We start from the raw sequence: 16,687 nt of genomic DNA on the forward strand, positions 1-16,687 counted from the left end.
CGCGGTGATCACATGTCTTCACCGTCAGCGGTCGACGCGTTCCCCGGATTCGTCGCGCTCGACGCGCTAGCGGTGCTCGAGGGAGAGCGCCCCGGTGCCAGCGTCCAGCTGACGGAGGGGTACTTACACGGCCAACAGCGGATGCTGGAGGCGATTGACCGCCCCGACGTCACCGACGACCGGGTCGACACCTGTCAAGAGTCCCGGCGGATCCGGGGGGACCTCCACGTCGACATCGGCTCTCGTACCGAGGGGAACCTCCGAGAGGCGTCGACCCGTCTCCGCGACCTACTCCGCGGGCTCCCGGAGGTCCGGTATCTCAGGGATCGGTACCCGGAGACCTGTTTCGTCGTTCCGGAGTGGCTCCGGACGCCGGGCGAGGTCCAGTACGGGGCCAGAGTGTACTTCTTCGCCGACGAGGCGCCCGCGCCCGACGAGATCCTGGATCGAAACATCCGGGCCGTGCTGGACGAGTCGCCGGGAGCGTTCGACCGGTATCTGGGCTCGCTCCACGGCTATCCGGAGTGCTGTGTCGACTACTACGCGGGGGCGACGCGGTCGCCGGCGGCCGAATCGCCGGAAGCGAGGTCGGTCGCTCCGCTCGCGGATATCGTGGACGAGGAGCGGGTACACGGAGGGGCTCCCTCCTCGTCGTCCGTCACCGAGATACTGCCGGGGTTCTTCGAGCGCCCGCAGAGCTACGCCTTCTTCGCGCACGCGTTCTACCCGGAGCCGGAGTGTGACGCGGCGCGGCGGACCGGCGTCTCGATATACGAGACGCTCGCCGAGAGCCTCCCCGAGTCGCTGGTCCGGGACTACTTCCGGGTTAATTTCGGCTGGTCGTACCTCCTCGAGAGATCGGCCCGACGACGAGTCGACTGCGTCCCCGAACCGGGAGCCTTCGGGCGTGAGCACGCGTTGCTGTACCTCCCGCTGCAGATACTGCTGGAGACCGGGGTCTACTGAGACGGACGTCGGCACCCGGGTCGACTCGGCGCTCGCCGGTCCGAATCACCGCTCGCCGGTCCGAATCACCGCTCGCCGGTAACGCGGTCGGCGAGGCGCTGGACCCACCCGGCGGTCGGTAGCTGCCAACCGTACGCGACCGCGACCAGTCGGGTCCCGACGGTCACCGCGGCGCACGCGCCGGCGGCGAGTCCGCCGAGGCCGCCCGGCGCACCGAGGCCGCCGAGCGCGCCGACGGCCCAGTACGCGCTCCCGCCCAGCACCGCGCAGCTGGCGTAGAAGTCGTCGAAGAGGATGAAGGGCGCGCGGTCGAGGAGGACGTCCGCGAACGCGCCGCCGCCGGCCGCGTTGATCGTCGCGACCGCGACGACGCCGAAGGCGGACACGCCGGCGTCCGTCGCGACGATCGCGCCGGCCGTGGCGAAGGCGGCGAGGCCGACGGCGTCGGCCGCGAGCGTGATCGGGTGCGTGTCCGGCGATTCGAGGACGACGCTGAGGGCGATCGCCAACCCGACGCCGACGAGTCCGAGCGCGATCTCGACCGGCGACTGGAGGGCGAGCGGGACCCGGTTCACGAGCAGGTCGCGCGTCACCCCGCCGGCGAACGCCATCGCCAGCCCGACGATCGCGACGCCGAACAGATCGAACTCCTCCCGGATCGCCTTCGTCGAGCCCACGAGGGCGAACGCGACCAGGCCGACCGTGTTCATGACGGCGAACGGGTCGCCGAACAGGGTCGACGCGAGCCCGCCCGTCACTCCCCGAAGGCCCCCAGGCTCGACTGCAGCTCTCGGCCCGCCGCCTCGTCGGTGAGCTCGCGGCCGACCAGCTCGCGGGCGTCGACCGCGTACGTGGACCCGCCGCGGTCGAGCACCAACACCCGCCCCTTCCAGCCGCGCACGGTCCCGGCCGCCATCGTCTCCGCGACGGGGCGTTCGTCGAGGTCGAGCCCGTAGTCGAACGCGAAGCGCTCGATCGGGTCGAAGCGTTCGAGGAGCGCCGCCCACGCCGACTCGTCGACCGCGCGGCCGAACCCCGCGAGCTTCGTCGGCACCCGAACCCGGTCGACGAGGTCGTCGCGGTCGGCCAACTCGGCCTCCACCTGTCGGGCGACACGCCCGTCGGGCAGGGTTCTGACGTGCGCGGCCCGGTCCGCGCCCTGCTCGCGGAGCCGCGTCTCCAGCCGCCACAGCCGCGTCACCCCGACCTTCAGCACGTCGGGGGCGAACGCGGCGAGGTAGAGCGCGTGCTCCTCGTGACAGTCCATCTCGTCTTTCAGACACGTGCCCGTGCACCGCGCGCACACCCAGACGCCCCCGTGGGCGTCGCAGTAGGGGGCATCGGAGGCGTCGCAGGCGACGTGCTCGCCGTCGTGGACGGTCCCCGCGCAGCGGCGGTCGCCGAGCCCGTAGGCGAGCTTCGTCCCGGCGGTCGCCTCGACGAACTCGACCGCGCCGCCGCTGGCGACGTAGAGCCCCTCGCCCGACTCGTAACCCACGACTTGCACGCGCCCCCGTACGGGGAGCCGCGACTTATGCGCGTCGTCGGCGGAGCCCGAGACGGACGCGACCCGGGAGGCACCGGCGCAAGAGTCAACACTCTTCGAGCCTCCTAGACGATCTTTGATGATGGACTCTGACGACCCGCTCGCGGACGTCTTCGTCGCGAACGTCATGACCGAACCGGTCGAGACGATCGACCCCGAGGCCTCGGCGGCGACGGCGGCCGAACGACTGATCGAGTCGGACATCGGCTCGATTCTGGCGGGCGCCGAGTCGCTGCCGCCGGACGGCATCCTCACGGAGTCCGACTTCGTCCGCCTCGCCGCCGAGGGGCGTGATCCCACGGCGACGACCGTCGGGGAGTGTATGAGCTCCCCCGTGATCACGGTGCGGCCGTCCGACTCGATCGGGGAGGCGGCCCGGACGATGGCCGACCGCAACGTCAAGAAGCTTCCCGTCGCCGAGCCGCAGACCGACGGGCTCGTCGGGATCGTCACCACGACCGACGTGGCGAGGTACGTCCCGATCCACGAGTTCCACCCGGAGGAGACGGAGTGAGCGACCAGAGACGGCCGAACCTCGCGCCGGTCGCGGACCGGCCGCGGTCTTTATTCCGTGTCGCGTGCGATCGCCCCGCATGATCGACGCCGCGCTCGCGACGGACGAAGGCGACGAGGGGGTCGACCTCGCGCTCACCGTGACGAACGAGGCCGAGGACCCGGTCACGCTCCGGTTTCGGACCGGTCAGCGCGCCGACTTCGCGGCCTTCGAGTCCGCCGCCGGCGACGCGGCGGGCGACCCCCGTCGGAGCACCGCCGGGCCGGTCTGGCGACACGGCGAGGGCCGGGCGTTCACGCAGGCGCTCGGCACCGAGACGCTGGCGCCGGGCGGGTCGGCGACGTACGAGGGGACGTGGCGGAGCCCGCGACCGGGCGTCTACCTCGTCGTCGGGACGCTGACCGCAGAGGAGCACGACGCGGAGGCGACCGCGACGGTCACGGTCGGGTGACGTCCGGCGGGCGCACCTCAGTCCGAGCCGGCGCCGTGGACCGCCTCCTCGACCGCCGCCGCGAGCCGCTCGCGCGTCCGGTGGCTCGACTCGGCGTCGGTCCGGACCTCGATCAGGTGCGAGCCGTCGGCGTCGCGGGCCCGCTCGCACGCCGACACGAGCTCCGCGGCGGTCTCGGCGGGGTCCCCGACCGCCTCGGGCCGCGCGTCGACCCGCGCGTACGCCAGCCCGTGGAGGTCGGCCATCGGCTCGAACTCGATGCCGTGCGGGGTCTTGAACGACTCCGTGAACGGCGGCTCGAACGACTCGATCGGCAGGGCGTGGAAGATCCCGCCGCCGTCGTTGTTGATCAGCACGACCGTCGCGTCGACGTCGCACCGGTCGAGCGCGAGCAGGCCGTTGGCGTCGTGGTACAGCGCCAGGTCGCCCACGACGAGGGTGAGGTCGTCCGTCGTCGCCGAGCCCGCCCCGAGCGCGCTGGAGACGATCCCGTCGATCCCGCTGACCCCACGGTTGCCGAGCGCGGTGACGCTCGCCGTCGTCGGCCCGACGAACCGGTCGAGGTCGCGGACGGGCATCGAGTTTGAGACGAACAGCGTCGCCGGGTCGGGGAGCGCGTCGGCCACGGCGCGGAGCGCGTCGCCCTCGTGGAAGCCGGCCGGGTCGCCGTCGGCCGAGAGAGCGTCGCCGCCCTCGCTCCCGGTCGCGGCTCGCTCTCGGTCGTGTATCTCCCGAGCGACGCGGTCGGCCTCCTCCCACTGCGCTCGCCAGTCCGGGTCGCCGCCGCCACCGCCGGCGAGCCGCGAGAGGCGGGCGCAGAGCCGGCTCGGCTCGGCGACGACGAGGTCGGTCGCGGCGAACTCCGCCTCCCGCCAGCGCCCCGCGGGGTCGACCTGATACTGGTCGGCGCCGGTCCCGGCGAGGTACTCGCGGAGGTTCTTCGAGGTGGGCGACGCGCCGAGGCGGAGGACGGCCTCGGGGTCGTCCCACTCGGTCGCCGGGTCGGACCCCCCGGCGTCGTCCCCGGCGACCGACGCAGAGAGGTACGCGTCGTACGCCCCGATCACGGGCGCGACGCGGGTGTGACCGCCGTACCGGACGTTCGAGAGCGGGTCGGCGAGCACCGGGAACCCGGTCGCGTGCGACAGCGCCGTCACCGACTCCGCGTCGAGGCCGGGGGGGTCCGCGGGGCCGGCGACGATCAGCCCGCGGTCGACCACCGAGAGTTCGTTCGCGAGCGCGCGGAGCTCGTCGTCGCCCGGCTCGGGCGATCCCGGCGTCACGTCGACGTAGGGGCCGTCGCGACCGGCCGCGGAGACCGGGTCGAGGTCGGCGGGCACGTCGCCCGGCACCCGCGTCGGCTCCAGCGGCTTCTTGAACGGGACGTTGAGGTGAACCGGGCCGGGGTCGGCCCCCTCGGCGGTCGCGACGGCTCGGCCCACGGTGGTCCGCAGCGATCGGAGCGCGCGGTCGTTCGGCGCCGGCTCGGGGAGGTCCTTATAAAAACGGACGGCGTCGCCGTACAGCTTCTCCTGATCGGCGGTCTGGTTCGCGCCCGAGTCGCGCAGTTCCGGCGGGCGGTCGGCCGTGAGCGCGAGCAGAGGGACGCGGGCCTGGCTCGCCTCCATCACGGCCGGGTGGTAGTTGGCGGCGGCGGTGCCGGAGGTGCAGATCAGCGGCGTGACGCTCCCCGTCCGCCGGGCGCGGCCCAGCGCGAAGTAGGCGGCGGAGCGCTCGTCCAGCTGCGAGAAGACGCGGAGGTCGTCGCGGTCCGCGGCGGCCATCGTCAGCGGCGTCGATCGGCTGCCCGGGGAGACGACGACGGCGTCGACGCCCGCGGCGACGAGCTCGTCCACGAGCGCCCCCGCCCACAGCGCGTTCCGGTTCGGCGCGGTCATTGCCACCGCTTGGTGGTCGATATTTAAATACTCCCGCGGGTCGGCCTGGCCGGATTCGTTATACCCGGTCCAGCCGCGAGAGCCCGTGCCACACCGCGTCGACGAGGCGGTCCTCGCCCTCGCCCTCGGCGTCGTCCCAGCCGCGGGCGATGGCATCCTCCAGCACCGGCACGGGGTGGTTCTCGAAGTTGTTCATCCCGCGGAACGTCTCCAGCGCCTCGCGGTGGGGCTCGCCGAAGGCGTCGCCCTCGGCCGCCTCGCTCCCGGCCGCGTCGCCCTCGGGCGCATCGCTCTCGTCGAGGAACCCGAGGTCGGCGAGCGTCGCCGCGACGGCCGCGGCCGCCTCGCCCGTCAGCTCCCGGGTCTCGTCGGGCGCCTCGCGCTCCAGCAGGGTGACGTCGTACAGCTTGAACACCCGCTCGAGCTCGTCGATCGGGCCGTCGTGGTCGTCGACGCGCACGTCGATCCAGCGGTCGTTCCGGCCGTCGTACCCGCCCTCGGGCTTGGCGACGTACAGCGCCGCCGACTGCTCGCCGCGCTTGTCGCCGCCAGCCTCGTTGCCGGCGTGGAGCGCGGCGATGAGCCGCTCGGGGAGGCCGCCGTCCGTCTCCTCGAACGCGTCCGCCATCGCGGTCAGCGTCTCGGCGTTCTCCAGGATGTTGCCCTGCACGGTGTAGCCGTCGCCCTGCAGGTCGCCGGCGTAGTCGTGGCACTCGTCGCCGGTGAACGCGGCCGGCTCGCCGTCGAGGCCGACGACGCCGACCTGTCGGGAGGGCGCCTCGTCGTCCGCGCTCGTGAGCGCGTCGACGACCGCCTCGGCGTCGCGGCCCTCCCGGAGGCGGTCGAGGCCGTCGGGGCCGTAGGCGACGTTCGCGAAGCTCTGCGTGGCGACCGCGCCGGCGTCCGCGCTGACGAACGGGACGACGGCGCCGACGCTGACGAACTTCGACTGGACCGCGACGCCGACGGCGTCGGTCTCCGGGTCGCGGGCGGCGATCGAGAACGTCGATGGACGAGGTGGCATGCGGATACACGGATCGGCGGCCGCCCTCATAAGTTCGGTCGGGTCGTCCGGGCGGTCCGCCCCTCGTCGACGTCGGCGTCGCCGACGCCGCGCCCCGCGACGCCGCGCCCCGCGCCGCCGCTCGCGGTCGCGTTCTGCAACGCTTATGCACGCCGACCGACTTCGATCGGGTATGAGCGACGACGACGCCGTCGACGTCGAGGTCGAGTCCTCCGACGACGCCGCGGCCGACGCGGCGAGCGCGAACGGAACGGCGGAGGCGACCGCCGGGGAAGCGAGCGGCGAGCCGGCGGGCGGGACCGACGCGGAGAGCGACGTGACCGACGCCGAGGCCGACGCGGACCGCGAGGCGCTGGCCGCCGCCGTCGCCGAGCACGACGAGGCGCTCGCGCGGGAGGTCGCCGAGCTGGAGGCGGAGCTCGCGGAGACGCGCGCGGACCTCCTCGAGACCGAGGAGGAGGTCGAGGAGCTGACGAGCAAGCTCGCCCGCGTGAAGGCGGACTTCAGCAACTACAAACAGCGCGCGAAGCGCAAGCAGGACGAGATCCGCGAGCGCGCGTCCGAGAAGCTCGTCGAGCGGATCACCCCGGTCCGCAACGACCTCCTCCGCGCGCTCGACCAGGAGGCGGGGAGCGATCTCCGCCCCGGCGTCGAGTCGACGCTGGAGAAGTTCGACGAGGTGCTCGCCGAGGAGGGCGTCGAGCCAATCGCGCCCGACCCGGGCGACGAGGTCGACCCGTCCCGCCACCAGGTGATGCTCCGCGTCGAGAGCGACCAGCCCGAGGGCACCGTCCACGAGGTGTACGAGCCCGGCTACGAGATGGGCGACCGCGTCGTCAGCGAGGCGAAGGTCACCGTCAGCGCCGACGGGTCGTAGTCGACGGCCCGGGCCCCCGTCCCGTTTTCACTCCTCGCTTCCGTACCGGCCCGCGATCTCGTCGAGCCCCGCGTCCGGCTCGGCGGCGTGGGGCACCGACAGCGGCGAGACCGACACCTCGCCGTCGACGACCGCCCGCCGATCGGTGCCGATCGGGTCGGGCACGTCCTCGGGCGTCATCCGCCCCCAGATCGGATCGGAGATGGCGACGCCGCCGTTGCCGTCGGAGGTCGCCTCCATCCCGTACCACTCGGACGGCGTGGTGACGCGCATCGGCGCGGGGTCGACGGCGCGGTCCGAGCCGCCGGGGTCGGCCGCGACCGGCTCCGAGCCGCCGTCGGCCTCGGCCGACGCCGCCATCGGCGCGTTGACGTTGAGGTAGTCGGCCCGCTCGAAGGCGCCCGCCGCCGGGGCCTCGTTGACGAGGAACCGCGTGGCGCGCACGGCGTGCGCGAACGACGCCGGCGGCAGGTCCCGCTTCCACCAGTCGTCGCCGCCCGGCACGTACATCGACGTCGCGATTCCGGGGACGCCGAAGAAGGCGCCCTCGACGGCCGCCGAGACGGTCCCGGACCGTCCGAGCGTGTACGCGCCGAGGTTGGCGCCCTCGTTGCACCCGGCGACCACGAGGTCGGCGTCCGGGACGAGCTCGTCGAGGCCGGCGACGACGCAGTCCACGGGCGTCCCGTCCACAGCGTACCCCAGCTCGTGCTCGCGGACCTCGACGTCGGCGGAGATGGCGCGCCCGATCGAAGAGCGGTCGCCGGTCGGCGCGACCGCGACCACGTCGTAATCGGCCGCGAGCGCGTCGTACAGCGCGCGGAAGCCGACGGCGTCGACGCCGTCGTCGTTCGTCAGTAGGATCCGCTCGACGCTCATACCAGTACATCGGGCGGTTCGGACAAAAGCCCACCGTCGGCGGCGGGCTGTCGGCGCCGCCGCGCCGAACGGAAAAGCCCACGTATCCCGGGGCCCCATCGTGCGACATGGGATTCGGGGACACGGCCAAGAAGATCCAGACGCTCGCCGACAAGGCCGAGCGCACGTACCAGAAGATCAACGAGCTCCGCAACGAGGTCGAGGAGACCCAGACGACCGTGGTCGACACCTCCGAGCGCGTCCAGCGGCTGGAAAACGAGATGGCCGAACAGCGGGCCGTCCTCGACGCCGTCGCGCGCGAGGTCGGCGTCGACTTGGAGAGCGTCAGCACCGAGGCGCACATCACCGAGGCGGAGCGCGCCGCCGCGGAGAGCTCGCCCGGGAGCGCGACCGGGGGCGCCGGATCGGCCGAGAGCGACGGCGGCGAGCCGGGGGACGCGACCGACGGGGCGAGCGAGGACGCGGCGTAACCCCTATTCGGCCGGTTCCGCCGTCTGGTCGGCCGATTTCTCTCCGTCGGCGGCCCGCGACACCACCTCGGCCGGCACGCCCGCGACCGTCGTTTCCGGCGGGACGTCGGCGGCGACGAGCGAGTTCGCGGCGACCTGCGCCCCCTCGCCGACCGTGACGCCCGGGAGGACGACAGCGCCCGCCCCGATCATCGCGCCCTCCTCGACGACGACGTCGCCGAGTCGGTACTCGTCGCTGAGGAACTCGTGGCACAGCAGGGTCGCGTCGTAGCCGACGATCGCGTCGTCGCCGACGGTGATCCGCTCCGGCCAGAACACGTCGGGCGTCGACTCCAATCCCCACGCGACGCCGGTCCCGACCGCGACGCCGATCCGCCGCAGCAGCCAGTTCTTCAGCCGCAGGCTCGGGCAGACCCGCGCGAGCACGATCACGACGTAGTTCCGGACGACGACGAGCGGCGACTTCGCGTCCGGCCACGACCACAGCGAGTTCCGCGGGCCGGGCGTCGCGTGGCGGTCGAGTCGCTCGGTCCGGGAGTCGTCCGCCGCATGGTCGGCCGCGGTCGCGCCCGCGGCGTTCGTCGGTTCGGCCGCCGCGCCACCGTCCTCGTGAGTCACGAGGGCCCGTTCGGGCGGCTCCGGTAAAAGGGTCGCTGACGGGGGCGCGCTACTCCCGCAGCTCGTTCATGTGTTCGATCCGCCGCTCGACGAGATCGCTCGTCCCGACGTCGTGGCGGATCCGGAGCCCGTCGCCGGCGGCCGAGAGCCCGTCTTCGGCCTGTCGCTCGGCGGCGGCGATCGAGTCGCCGCGGCCCACGACCGCGAACGAGCGCGAGGTGGTCGTGTACAGCCCGTCGTCGCGCTCGTCGACGCTGGCGTAGTAGAGCAGCGCGTCGCCGACGCTCTCCTCGTCGACCGCGATCTTCGCGCCCGCGTCGGGATCGACCGGGTAGCCGTCCGGCACGGCGTACTTACAGACCGTCGCCTCGCCCGAGAAGTCGAGTTCGGGGAGCGCGCTGCCGTCGCGCGCGGCCGTCAGCACGTCGACGAACGGGGTCTCCAGCACCGGAAGCGCGTTCATCGCCTCCGGGTCGCCGAAGCGCGCGTTGAACTCGACGACCTTCGGCCCCGCGTCGGTGAGCATGAACTGGCCGTAGAGGACGCCCTTGTAGTCGGGGAGCGCGTCGACGACCGCCTCCAGCACGTCGACGGCGGCCTCGTAGTCGCCGTCGTCCATGAACGGGAGCGAGCGGCCCGTGTCCGAGTACGAGCCCATCCCGCCCGTGTTCGGGCCCTCGTCGCCCTCGTAGGCGCGCTTGTGGTCCTGCACCGCGGGCGTCGTCCGGACGTCGCCGTTCGCGACGAACGCCTGGACCGTGAACTCCTCGCCGACCAGGCGCTCCTCCAACACGACGCGGTCGTAGCCGGAATCCCGGAGGTACGCCTTCGCCTCCTCGGCGGTCACCTGATCGCCGATCACCTTCACGCCCTTCCCGCCCGTGAGCCCGGCCGGCTTCACGGCGAGGTCGCCGTCGGCCGCGTCGATGTAGTCGCAGGCGGCCTCCGTGTCGTCGAACACCGCGTAGTCGGGACAACCGGGGATCGACGCCTCCTCCATGAACTCGCGCTGGTACGCCTTGTCCGTCTCCAGGCGCGCCTCCGCGGCCCGCGGGCCGAACGCGTACACGCCGGCGTCGTCGAGCGCGTCGGCGACCCCCGCCGCGAGCGCCGACTCGGGACCGATCACGGCGAGGTCGGCGCCGACGTCGGTCGCGTAGTCGGCGACGGCCTCGGCGTCGGTCTCGTCGATCGACTCGAACCCCTCGGCAAGCCGTCGGATGCCCGGGTTCCGGTTGCTCGCGCAGGCGTACAGCGCGCAGTCGTCGGCGACCGCGCGGGCGATCGCGTGCTCGCGTCCGCCGCCGCCGACGAGGAGTACGGTCTCGGTCATGCCCGACGGATACGTACATGGTAGTGTAAGCTTTACTTTCCACTCGCACCGAGATAGCCATATACGTGGATCGTTTGCGGGAGCGACGCCCGAACCCGCCCCTCGTGTGAGGCTTTTTGCCTCGCCGGGGCGAACCGCGGGTATGACACAGCCGACGGAGCGGAACCGCCTCGACGACGAGGCGAGCCCGTACCTCCGACAGCACGCCGACAACCCGGTCCACTGGCAGCCGTGGGGCGACGAGGCGTTCGAGCGCGCCCGAGAGCACGACGTGCCCGTGTTCGTCTCCATCGGCTACTCCTCCTGCCACTGGTGTCACGTGATGGCCGAGGAGAGCTTCGAGGACGAGGGGGTCGCGGAGGTGCTCAACGAGTCGTTCGTCCCGATCAAGGTCGACCGCGAGGAGCGCCCCGACGTCGACAGCACGTTCATGACCGTCTCACAGCTCGTCACTGGCGGCGGCGGCTGGCCGCTCTCCGCGTGGTGTACCCCAGAGGGGAAGCCGTTCTACGTCGGGACCTACTTCCCGCCCGAGCCGCGCCGGAACCAGCCCGGGTTCCGCGACCTCTGCGAGCGCATCGCCGACTCGTGGGCCGACCCCGAGCAGCGCGAGGAGATGGAGCGGCGCGCCGAGCAGTGGACGACGAGCGCCCGCGACGAGCTGGAGTCCGTGCCCGACGCGGGCGCGGCGGGCGACACGGAGGCGCCCGGCGCCGACCTCCTCGACGAGGCCGCCGCCGCCGCGGTCCGCGGGTACGACGACGAGTACGGCGGGTTCGGGAGCGGCGGCGCGAAGTTCCCGATGCCCGGGCGGATCGACCTGCTCCTGCGCGCCTCCGCCCGGAGCGGCCGGGACGCCGCGCTCACGGCCGCGACCGGGACCCTCGACGGGATGGCGCGCGGCGGGATGTACGACCAGATCGGCGGCGGCTTCCACCGGTACGCGACCGACCGGCGGTGGACGGTGCCGCACTTCGAGAAGATGCTGTACGACAACGCGGAGCTCCCGCTGGTGTACCTCGACGGGTACCGCCTCACCGGCGACCCGGCGTACGCCCGCGTCGCGAGCGAGACGCTGGGGTTCCTCGACCGCGAGCTCCGCCACGAGGCGGGCGGCTTCTTCAGCACGCTCGACGCGCGGAGCGCGCCGCCCGAGAGCCGGCGGGGTGACGCGAGCGGGAACGGGCGCGGTCGCGCCGACGTCGAGGGCGCCTTCTACGTCTGGACGCCCGGCGAGGTCGACGCGGTCCTCGACGAGCCGGGCGCGTCGCTGACGAAGGAGCGGTACGGGATCGAGTCGGGCGGGAACTTCGAGCGCGGCACGACCGTACCGACGATCGCGGCGTCGGTCGCGGAGTTGGCCGAGGACCGCGAGCTCTCGGTCGAGGAGGTCCGCGAGCGCCTGACCGAGGCCCGCGTCGCGCTGTTCGAGGCGCGAGAGTCGCGCCCGCGGCCCGCCCGCGACGAGAAGGTGCTCGCGGCGTGGAACGGCCGAGCGGTCTCCGCGTTCGCGAGCGCGGCGGGCGTCCTCGGCGAGGAGTACGCCGCGATCGCCCGCGAGGCGCTCGACTTCTGTCGCGACCGGCTGTACGACGCGGAGACGGGTGCGCTCGCCCGGCGGTGGCTCGACGGCGACGTCCGCGGCCCGGGGTACCTCGACGACCACGCGTTCCTCGCGCGCGGCGCGCTCGACGTCTACGCCGCCACCGGCGACCCGGAGCCGCTCGGGTTCGCGCTGGAACTGGCCGAGACGATCGTCGCGGAGTTCCACGACGCGGACGACGGAACGATCTACTTCACGCGGGACCCGGAGGCGGGCGAGGGTGACGGGACGGCCGGGGACGGCGATGGGCCCCCCGCCGGCGACGGCGCCCTGTTCGCCCGCCCGCAGGAGTTCACCGACCGCTCGACGCCGTCGAGCCTCGGCGTGGCGGCGGAGACGCTGGCGCTCCTCGACGGGTTCCGGACCGACCGCGAGTTCGCCGCGGTCGCGGAGGCGGTGGTGACGACCCACGCGGACCGGATCCGGGCGAGCCCGCTGGAGCACGTCTCGCTGGTGCGGGCGGCCGAGCGCGTCGAGACCGGCGGGGTCGAGGCGACGGTCGCCGCCGACGCGGTGCCGGACGCGTGGCGCGAGACCCTCGGCGAGCGGTACCTCCCGGGCGCGCTCGTCGCGCCGAGACCGCCGACCGAGGCGGGGCTCGACGAGTGGCTCGACCGGCTCGACATGGACGAGGCGCCGCCGATATGGGCCGGGCGCGACGCGGTCGACAGCGAGCCGACCGCCTACGTCTGCGAGGGTCGGACCTGCTCGCCGCCGGAGGCCGACCTCGACGCGGCGCTGGCGTGGCTGGCGGAGCGGCGGTAGGCGAGCGACTCCGGACCGGCGGTTCGAGTGCCTCTCGGACAGCCGGCGGCGCGAGTAAGCCGCGGCGTAATTATATGCGTCCGTCACGACGCTCCGTCCATGCACGATTTCATCGTCGTCGGCGCCGGCCCCCCGGGCTCGCGGTTCGCCAGGCGGGCGGCCGAGGCCGGCCGCGACGTGGTCGTCTTCGAGAAGGGGACCGTCGGCGAGCCGCTGGCCTGCTCGGGCCACGTCTCCGACGACGTCTGGGCGTACGTCCCCGACGAGGCACGCGACCGGCTCCTCCAGAACCGCGTGTACGGCGCGCGGTTCCACGTGGGCGGCCCCGGCTCGAAGGCGCACCCATTTTATAAAGAACGGCCGGTCTCGAACGTGATCGACCGCGTCGGGCTCGACCGGACCCTCGCCGACTGCGCGCGGGACGCGGGCGCCGACGTCCGCGAGGGGCACACCGTCCTCGACGTCGACGAGCGGTCGGATCGGGTCGCCGTCGAGGTCCGGACTCCCGACGGCGACGTCGAGACGGTGACGGCCCGGATGGTCGCCGGCTGCGACGGCCCCACCTCTCGCGTGCGTCGATCGCTCGACCTCCCGGAGCCGGACGAGCTGCTCCACGGCGTGCTCGCGTTCGACGACGCGCCCGACGCCGGCGACCTCGTCGACGTCCACCTCACCGCGCCGACCTTTTTCGCGTGGCGGATCCCGCGGGGGGACGCCGGCGTCGAGTACGGCCTCGCGGCGCCCCCGAGCGACGACGTCACGGCGATGTTCGACCGGCTCACCGACGCGTACGGCGCGACGACAGACCGGTTCTGCTCGGGGGCGATTCCGGTCGGGCCGCCGGACCGCGTCACGACGGACCGCGCGTTCCTGATCGGGGACGCGGCCGCGCAGACGAAGCCGTTCACCGGCGGCGGGATCCTGTACGGGATGACCGCGGCCGACGTGGCCGCGGACGTCGTCGACCCGGCGGACCCGGCGACGCTCGCCGACTACGAGGCCGGCTGGCGCGACGAGATCGGCCGCGAGATCCTGCTCGGAAAGGGGATCCGTCGGTGCTACTCGCTGCCGGAGCCGGTCCAGCGGCTCGGGCTGCGGGCGCTGTCGGGCGAGATCGGCGTCCACATGGACCGGCCGACCTCGTTCTTCTCGCCGGCGCACCTCCGTCGGCTGTTCTCGCGGAGCGACCCGCCGGAGTGAGCCGGGACCGGTCGGGGAACCGCCGCGGCGGAGTCCGCCCGTTACTCGCCGACGACCTCGGCGAACGAGACGTTCTCGCGGACGCTCGTGATCTCGACGGTCGGCTCGTCGCCCGGCTGGGAGTCGGGGACGATGACGACGTAGCCGCGTTCGATCTTCGCGATCCCGTCGCCCTTGTCGCCGAGCGTCTCGATCGTGACCTCGCGGACGTCGCCCTCGGAGACCGGCGGGCCGGCGGCGTCGGTCGGGGTTGTGCGGGCCGCGGAGGTGCCGGCACCGTTCCCCGCGACGTCCCGGTCCGGGGACGCGTTCGCCGCTGACTCGGTGGAAGCGGTATCCGCTCCTCCCTCTCGCTGTATCAATGCGACCCGATACGTCTCACCGGGGGTGACCGTCTCGTGTTCTATCTCCGACGACGGGACCGTGACGACGTGGTTCCCGTCGCGCTCCTCGACTTCCCCGGTGAACAGACACGCGAGCGAATCGGTGATCTCGACCATGCGTGACGTTGCGAACACGGTAATGAAAAGGTCCCTATTATTACCCGCGGTGAAAACGCCGTCAGAGGTCGGTCGCAGCCGCGCGGATTCCCGCCCGGACACCCGCCGAACATAAACGTTTACCCTGTTCCGAATGAATCGCCGGTCATGAGCCGAAACTACGAGTCGCTCCACGATCCGAACGCGGAGTACACGATGCGGGAACTCTCCGCGGAGACGATGGAGGTCACGGGCTCGCGCGGCGGTCGCCGCGACGTCGAGATCACGGACGTCCAGACGACGATGGTCGACGGGAACTTCCCGTGGACGCTCGTCCGCGTGTACACCGACGCGGGCGTCGTCGGCACCGGCGAGGCGTACTGGGGCGCGGGCGTCCCGGAGCTGATCGAGCGCATGAAGCCGTTCGTCGTCGGCGAGAACCCCCTCGACATCGACCGGCTGTACGAGCACCTCATCCAGAAGATGTCGGGCGAGGGCTCGGTCGAGGGCGTCACCGTCACCGCGATCTCCGGGATCGAGGTCGCGCTACACGACCTCGCCGGCAAGATCCTCGACGTGCCCGCCTACCAGCTGCTCGGCGGCAAGTACCGTGACGAGATGCGCGTCTACTGCGACTGCCACACGGAAGCGGAGGCGGACCCCGACGCGTGCGCCGACGAGGCCGAGCGCGTCGTCGACGAGCTCGGCTACGACGCGCTGAAGTTCGACCTCGACGTCCCCTCGGGGTTAGAGAAGGACCGCGCGAACCGCCACCTCCGCCCCGGCGAGATCCGCCACAAGGCGGAGATCGTCGAGAAGGTCACGGAGCGCGTGAAAGACGAGGCCGACGTCGCCTTCGACTGTCACTGGACGTTCTCGGGCGGCTCCGCGAAGCGCCTCGCGGACGCCATCGAGGAGTACGACGTGTGGTGGCTCGAAGACCCCGTGCCGCCGGAGAACCTCGACGTGCAGGAGGAGGTCACCAAGAACACGACCACGCCGATCGCGGTCGGCGAGAACCGCTACCGCGTCACCGAGCTGCGCCGGCTCATCGAGAGTCAGGCGGTCGACATCGTCGCGCCCGACCTGCCGAAGGTCGGCGGGATGCGCGAGACCCGCAAGATCGCCGACGTGGCGAACCAGTACTACGTCCCGGTCGCGATGCACAACGTCGCCTCGCCGGTCGCGACGATGGCGGCGACGCACGTCGGCGCCGCGATCCCGAACTCGCTGGCGATCGAGTACCACTCCTACGAGCTCGGCTGGTGGGAGGACCTCGTCGAGGAGGACGTCATCGAAGACGGCTACATCGAGGTCCCGGAGAAGCCGGGCCTCGGCGTCACGCTCGACATGGACGCCGTCGAGGCGCATATGGTCGAGGGCGAGACGTTGTTTGACGAGGCGTAAGCCGGATCGAGCCAGCAGCGCGGAGCGCTGCGTTGGTCGACTGAGCGAAGCGAAGTCGAAGGGGCCGGCGCGCCGAGCGTCGGATCCGACCGATATCGACGCCGGACATCTTGACAACCAAATAATATTTTATACCCGGACATGGTATACGATGGCGGAGTCGACGACGCCCGAAGAGGAACGGCGGCAGCGTGCGGCGACCGCAATTCAGGAGGGCTCCGATCATGGACATCGATGACACTCCCGGCGACGAGTCGACGAGAACAGGGCTGAGGGAGGTCGCACTCTCGCACCGCTATCGATGGCGGCTGCTCTACTGCCTGTTCACGTATGCGAATCCGATGTGGCTCCCCGACGTCGCTCACCAACTCACGGTCTGGGACCGCGACGACGTCGACACCAGAGAGCGGCTCCGGATCTACAACGCGCTCTACCACGACCACGTGCCGCCGCTGCGAGAGGCGGACCTCGTGGCGTATCATCAGCCCGACGACGAGGTCGAGTTGGGGCCGGCGGCGGAGGCGGTCGAACCGGTCATCAGCGATCGGCTGGCGTCCGAGATCGACGACCTGCTGACAGCCGAGCGGACCGATACGGACGTCGCCGATCCGGTGGACTGATCGTCCGGTTCGGCCGTCCGGCGGCGGGTCCGGCACG

The 16,687-nt window shown here is 72.4% G+C and carries 17 protein-coding genes; 9 read left to right on the plus strand and 8 right to left on the minus strand.

From position 1 onward, the window contains the following. The first annotated feature begins 12 nt into the window (after window positions 1-12). Complete coding sequence (locus DJ74_RS02135) at window positions 13-966, plus strand: hypothetical protein (protein WP_141212655.1); 954 nt, start codon at window positions 13-15, stop codon at window positions 964-966. A gap of 65 nt (window positions 967-1,031) precedes the next feature. On the opposite strand, the gene DJ74_RS02140 is transcribed toward DJ74_RS02135, so the two are convergent. Together DJ74_RS02140 and DJ74_RS02145 are read right to left on the minus strand one after the other, a co-directional pair. Next, window positions 1,032-1,724 (minus strand): trimeric intracellular cation channel family protein, encoded by a 693-nt coding sequence (locus DJ74_RS02140; protein WP_170938317.1) that lies wholly within the window; start codon window positions 1,722-1,724, stop codon window positions 1,032-1,034. After that, the gene (locus DJ74_RS02145) at window positions 1,721-2,473 is read right to left on the minus strand and encodes a DUF2797 domain-containing protein (protein ID WP_094526154.1); all 753 of its coding nucleotides are present in this window, start codon (window positions 2,471-2,473) and stop codon (window positions 1,721-1,723) included. Before DJ74_RS02145 ends, DJ74_RS02140 begins: the two co-directional genes overlap by 4 nt. A 121-nt stretch (window positions 2,474-2,594) precedes the next feature. On the opposite strand from DJ74_RS02145, the gene DJ74_RS02150 reads away from it, so the two are divergent. After that, window positions 2,595-3,026 (plus strand): cyclic nucleotide-binding/CBS domain-containing protein, encoded by a 432-nt coding sequence (locus tag DJ74_RS02150; protein ID WP_170938318.1) that lies wholly within the window; start codon window positions 2,595-2,597, stop codon window positions 3,024-3,026. Window positions 3,027-3,105: 79 nt separating this feature from the next. Then, window positions 3,106-3,477 (plus strand): BsuPI-related putative proteinase inhibitor, encoded by a 372-nt coding sequence (locus tag DJ74_RS02155; RefSeq protein ID WP_094526155.1) that lies wholly within the window; start codon window positions 3,106-3,108, stop codon window positions 3,475-3,477. A 17-nt stretch (window positions 3,478-3,494) separates the two neighbouring features. Here DJ74_RS02155 and menD read toward each other — a convergent pair whose 3' ends face one another. Further along, complete coding sequence (gene menD, locus DJ74_RS02160) at window positions 3,495-5,375, minus strand: 2-succinyl-5-enolpyruvyl-6-hydroxy-3-cyclohexene-1-carboxylic-acid synthase (protein WP_094526156.1); 1,881 nt, start codon at window positions 5,373-5,375, stop codon at window positions 3,495-3,497. Between the two features lie 58 nt (window positions 5,376-5,433). Continuing rightward, window positions 5,434-6,399: a DUF1028 domain-containing protein gene (locus DJ74_RS02165; RefSeq protein WP_094524728.1), complete on the minus strand. Its 966-nt coding sequence runs from the start codon at window positions 6,397-6,399 to the stop codon at window positions 5,434-5,436. 172 nt (window positions 6,400-6,571) lie between these two features. On the opposite strand from DJ74_RS02165, the gene DJ74_RS02170 reads away from it, so the two are divergent. Next, the gene (locus DJ74_RS02170) at window positions 6,572-7,276 is read left to right on the plus strand and encodes a nucleotide exchange factor GrpE (RefSeq protein WP_094526157.1); all 705 of its coding nucleotides are present in this window, start codon (window positions 6,572-6,574) and stop codon (window positions 7,274-7,276) included. Between the two features lie 27 nt (window positions 7,277-7,303). On the opposite strand, the gene surE is transcribed toward DJ74_RS02170, so the two are convergent. After that, window positions 7,304-8,155: a 5'/3'-nucleotidase SurE gene (gene surE / locus DJ74_RS02175; protein ID WP_094524726.1), complete on the minus strand. Its 852-nt coding sequence runs from the start codon at window positions 8,153-8,155 to the stop codon at window positions 7,304-7,306. A gap of 107 nt (window positions 8,156-8,262) precedes the next feature. On the opposite strand from surE, the gene DJ74_RS02180 reads away from it, so the two are divergent. After that, complete coding sequence (locus DJ74_RS02180) at window positions 8,263-8,625, plus strand: DUF5798 family protein (protein WP_094524725.1); 363 nt, start codon at window positions 8,263-8,265, stop codon at window positions 8,623-8,625. A gap of 3 nt (window positions 8,626-8,628) precedes the next feature. Here DJ74_RS02180 and DJ74_RS02185 read toward each other — a convergent pair whose 3' ends face one another. Together DJ74_RS02185 and purD are read right to left on the minus strand one after the other, a co-directional pair. Then, on the minus strand, window positions 8,629-9,243 hold the full coding sequence (locus tag DJ74_RS02185) for an acyltransferase (protein ID WP_094524724.1): 615 nt from the start codon (window positions 9,241-9,243) through the stop codon (window positions 8,629-8,631). A 49-nt stretch (window positions 9,244-9,292) separates the two neighbouring features. Beyond that, complete coding sequence (gene purD / locus DJ74_RS02190) at window positions 9,293-10,576, minus strand: phosphoribosylamine--glycine ligase (RefSeq protein ID WP_094524723.1); 1,284 nt, start codon at window positions 10,574-10,576, stop codon at window positions 9,293-9,295. 142 nt (window positions 10,577-10,718) lie between these two features. Between purD and DJ74_RS02195 the strand changes: the two genes are divergently transcribed. Then, complete coding sequence (locus DJ74_RS02195) at window positions 10,719-12,944, plus strand: thioredoxin domain-containing protein (protein ID WP_094526158.1); 2,226 nt, start codon at window positions 10,719-10,721, stop codon at window positions 12,942-12,944. Window positions 12,945-13,043: 99 nt separating this feature from the next. Continuing rightward, on the plus strand, window positions 13,044-14,144 hold the full coding sequence (locus DJ74_RS02200; RefSeq protein WP_094526159.1) for a geranylgeranyl reductase family protein: 1,101 nt from the start codon (window positions 13,044-13,046) through the stop codon (window positions 14,142-14,144). Between the two features lie 41 nt (window positions 14,145-14,185). Here the strand turns inward: DJ74_RS02200 and DJ74_RS02205 are convergent, their stop codons facing one another. Next, complete coding sequence (locus tag DJ74_RS02205) at window positions 14,186-14,644, minus strand: TRAM domain-containing protein (protein WP_094526160.1); 459 nt, start codon at window positions 14,642-14,644, stop codon at window positions 14,186-14,188. 147 nt (window positions 14,645-14,791) lie between these two features. Here DJ74_RS02205 and DJ74_RS02210 point away from each other — a divergent pair, with 147 nt between their 5' ends. Both DJ74_RS02210 and DJ74_RS02215 read left to right on the plus strand, forming a co-directional pair. Further along, a complete protein-coding gene (locus DJ74_RS02210) occupies window positions 14,792-16,030 on the plus strand; it encodes a mandelate racemase/muconate lactonizing enzyme family protein (RefSeq protein ID WP_094526161.1) in 1,239 nt (412 codons plus the stop codon). Between the two features lie 224 nt (window positions 16,031-16,254). Then, on the plus strand, window positions 16,255-16,650 hold the full coding sequence (locus DJ74_RS02215) for a hypothetical protein (RefSeq protein ID WP_141212031.1): 396 nt from the start codon (window positions 16,255-16,257) through the stop codon (window positions 16,648-16,650). Window positions 16,651-16,687: the final 37 nt, after the last annotated feature.

The sequence above is a fragment of the Halorubrum sp. Ea8 genome (genome assembly GCF_002252925.1).
In the GTDB taxonomy this organism is placed as follows: Archaea; Halobacteriota; Halobacteria; order Halobacteriales; family Haloferacaceae; genus Halorubrum.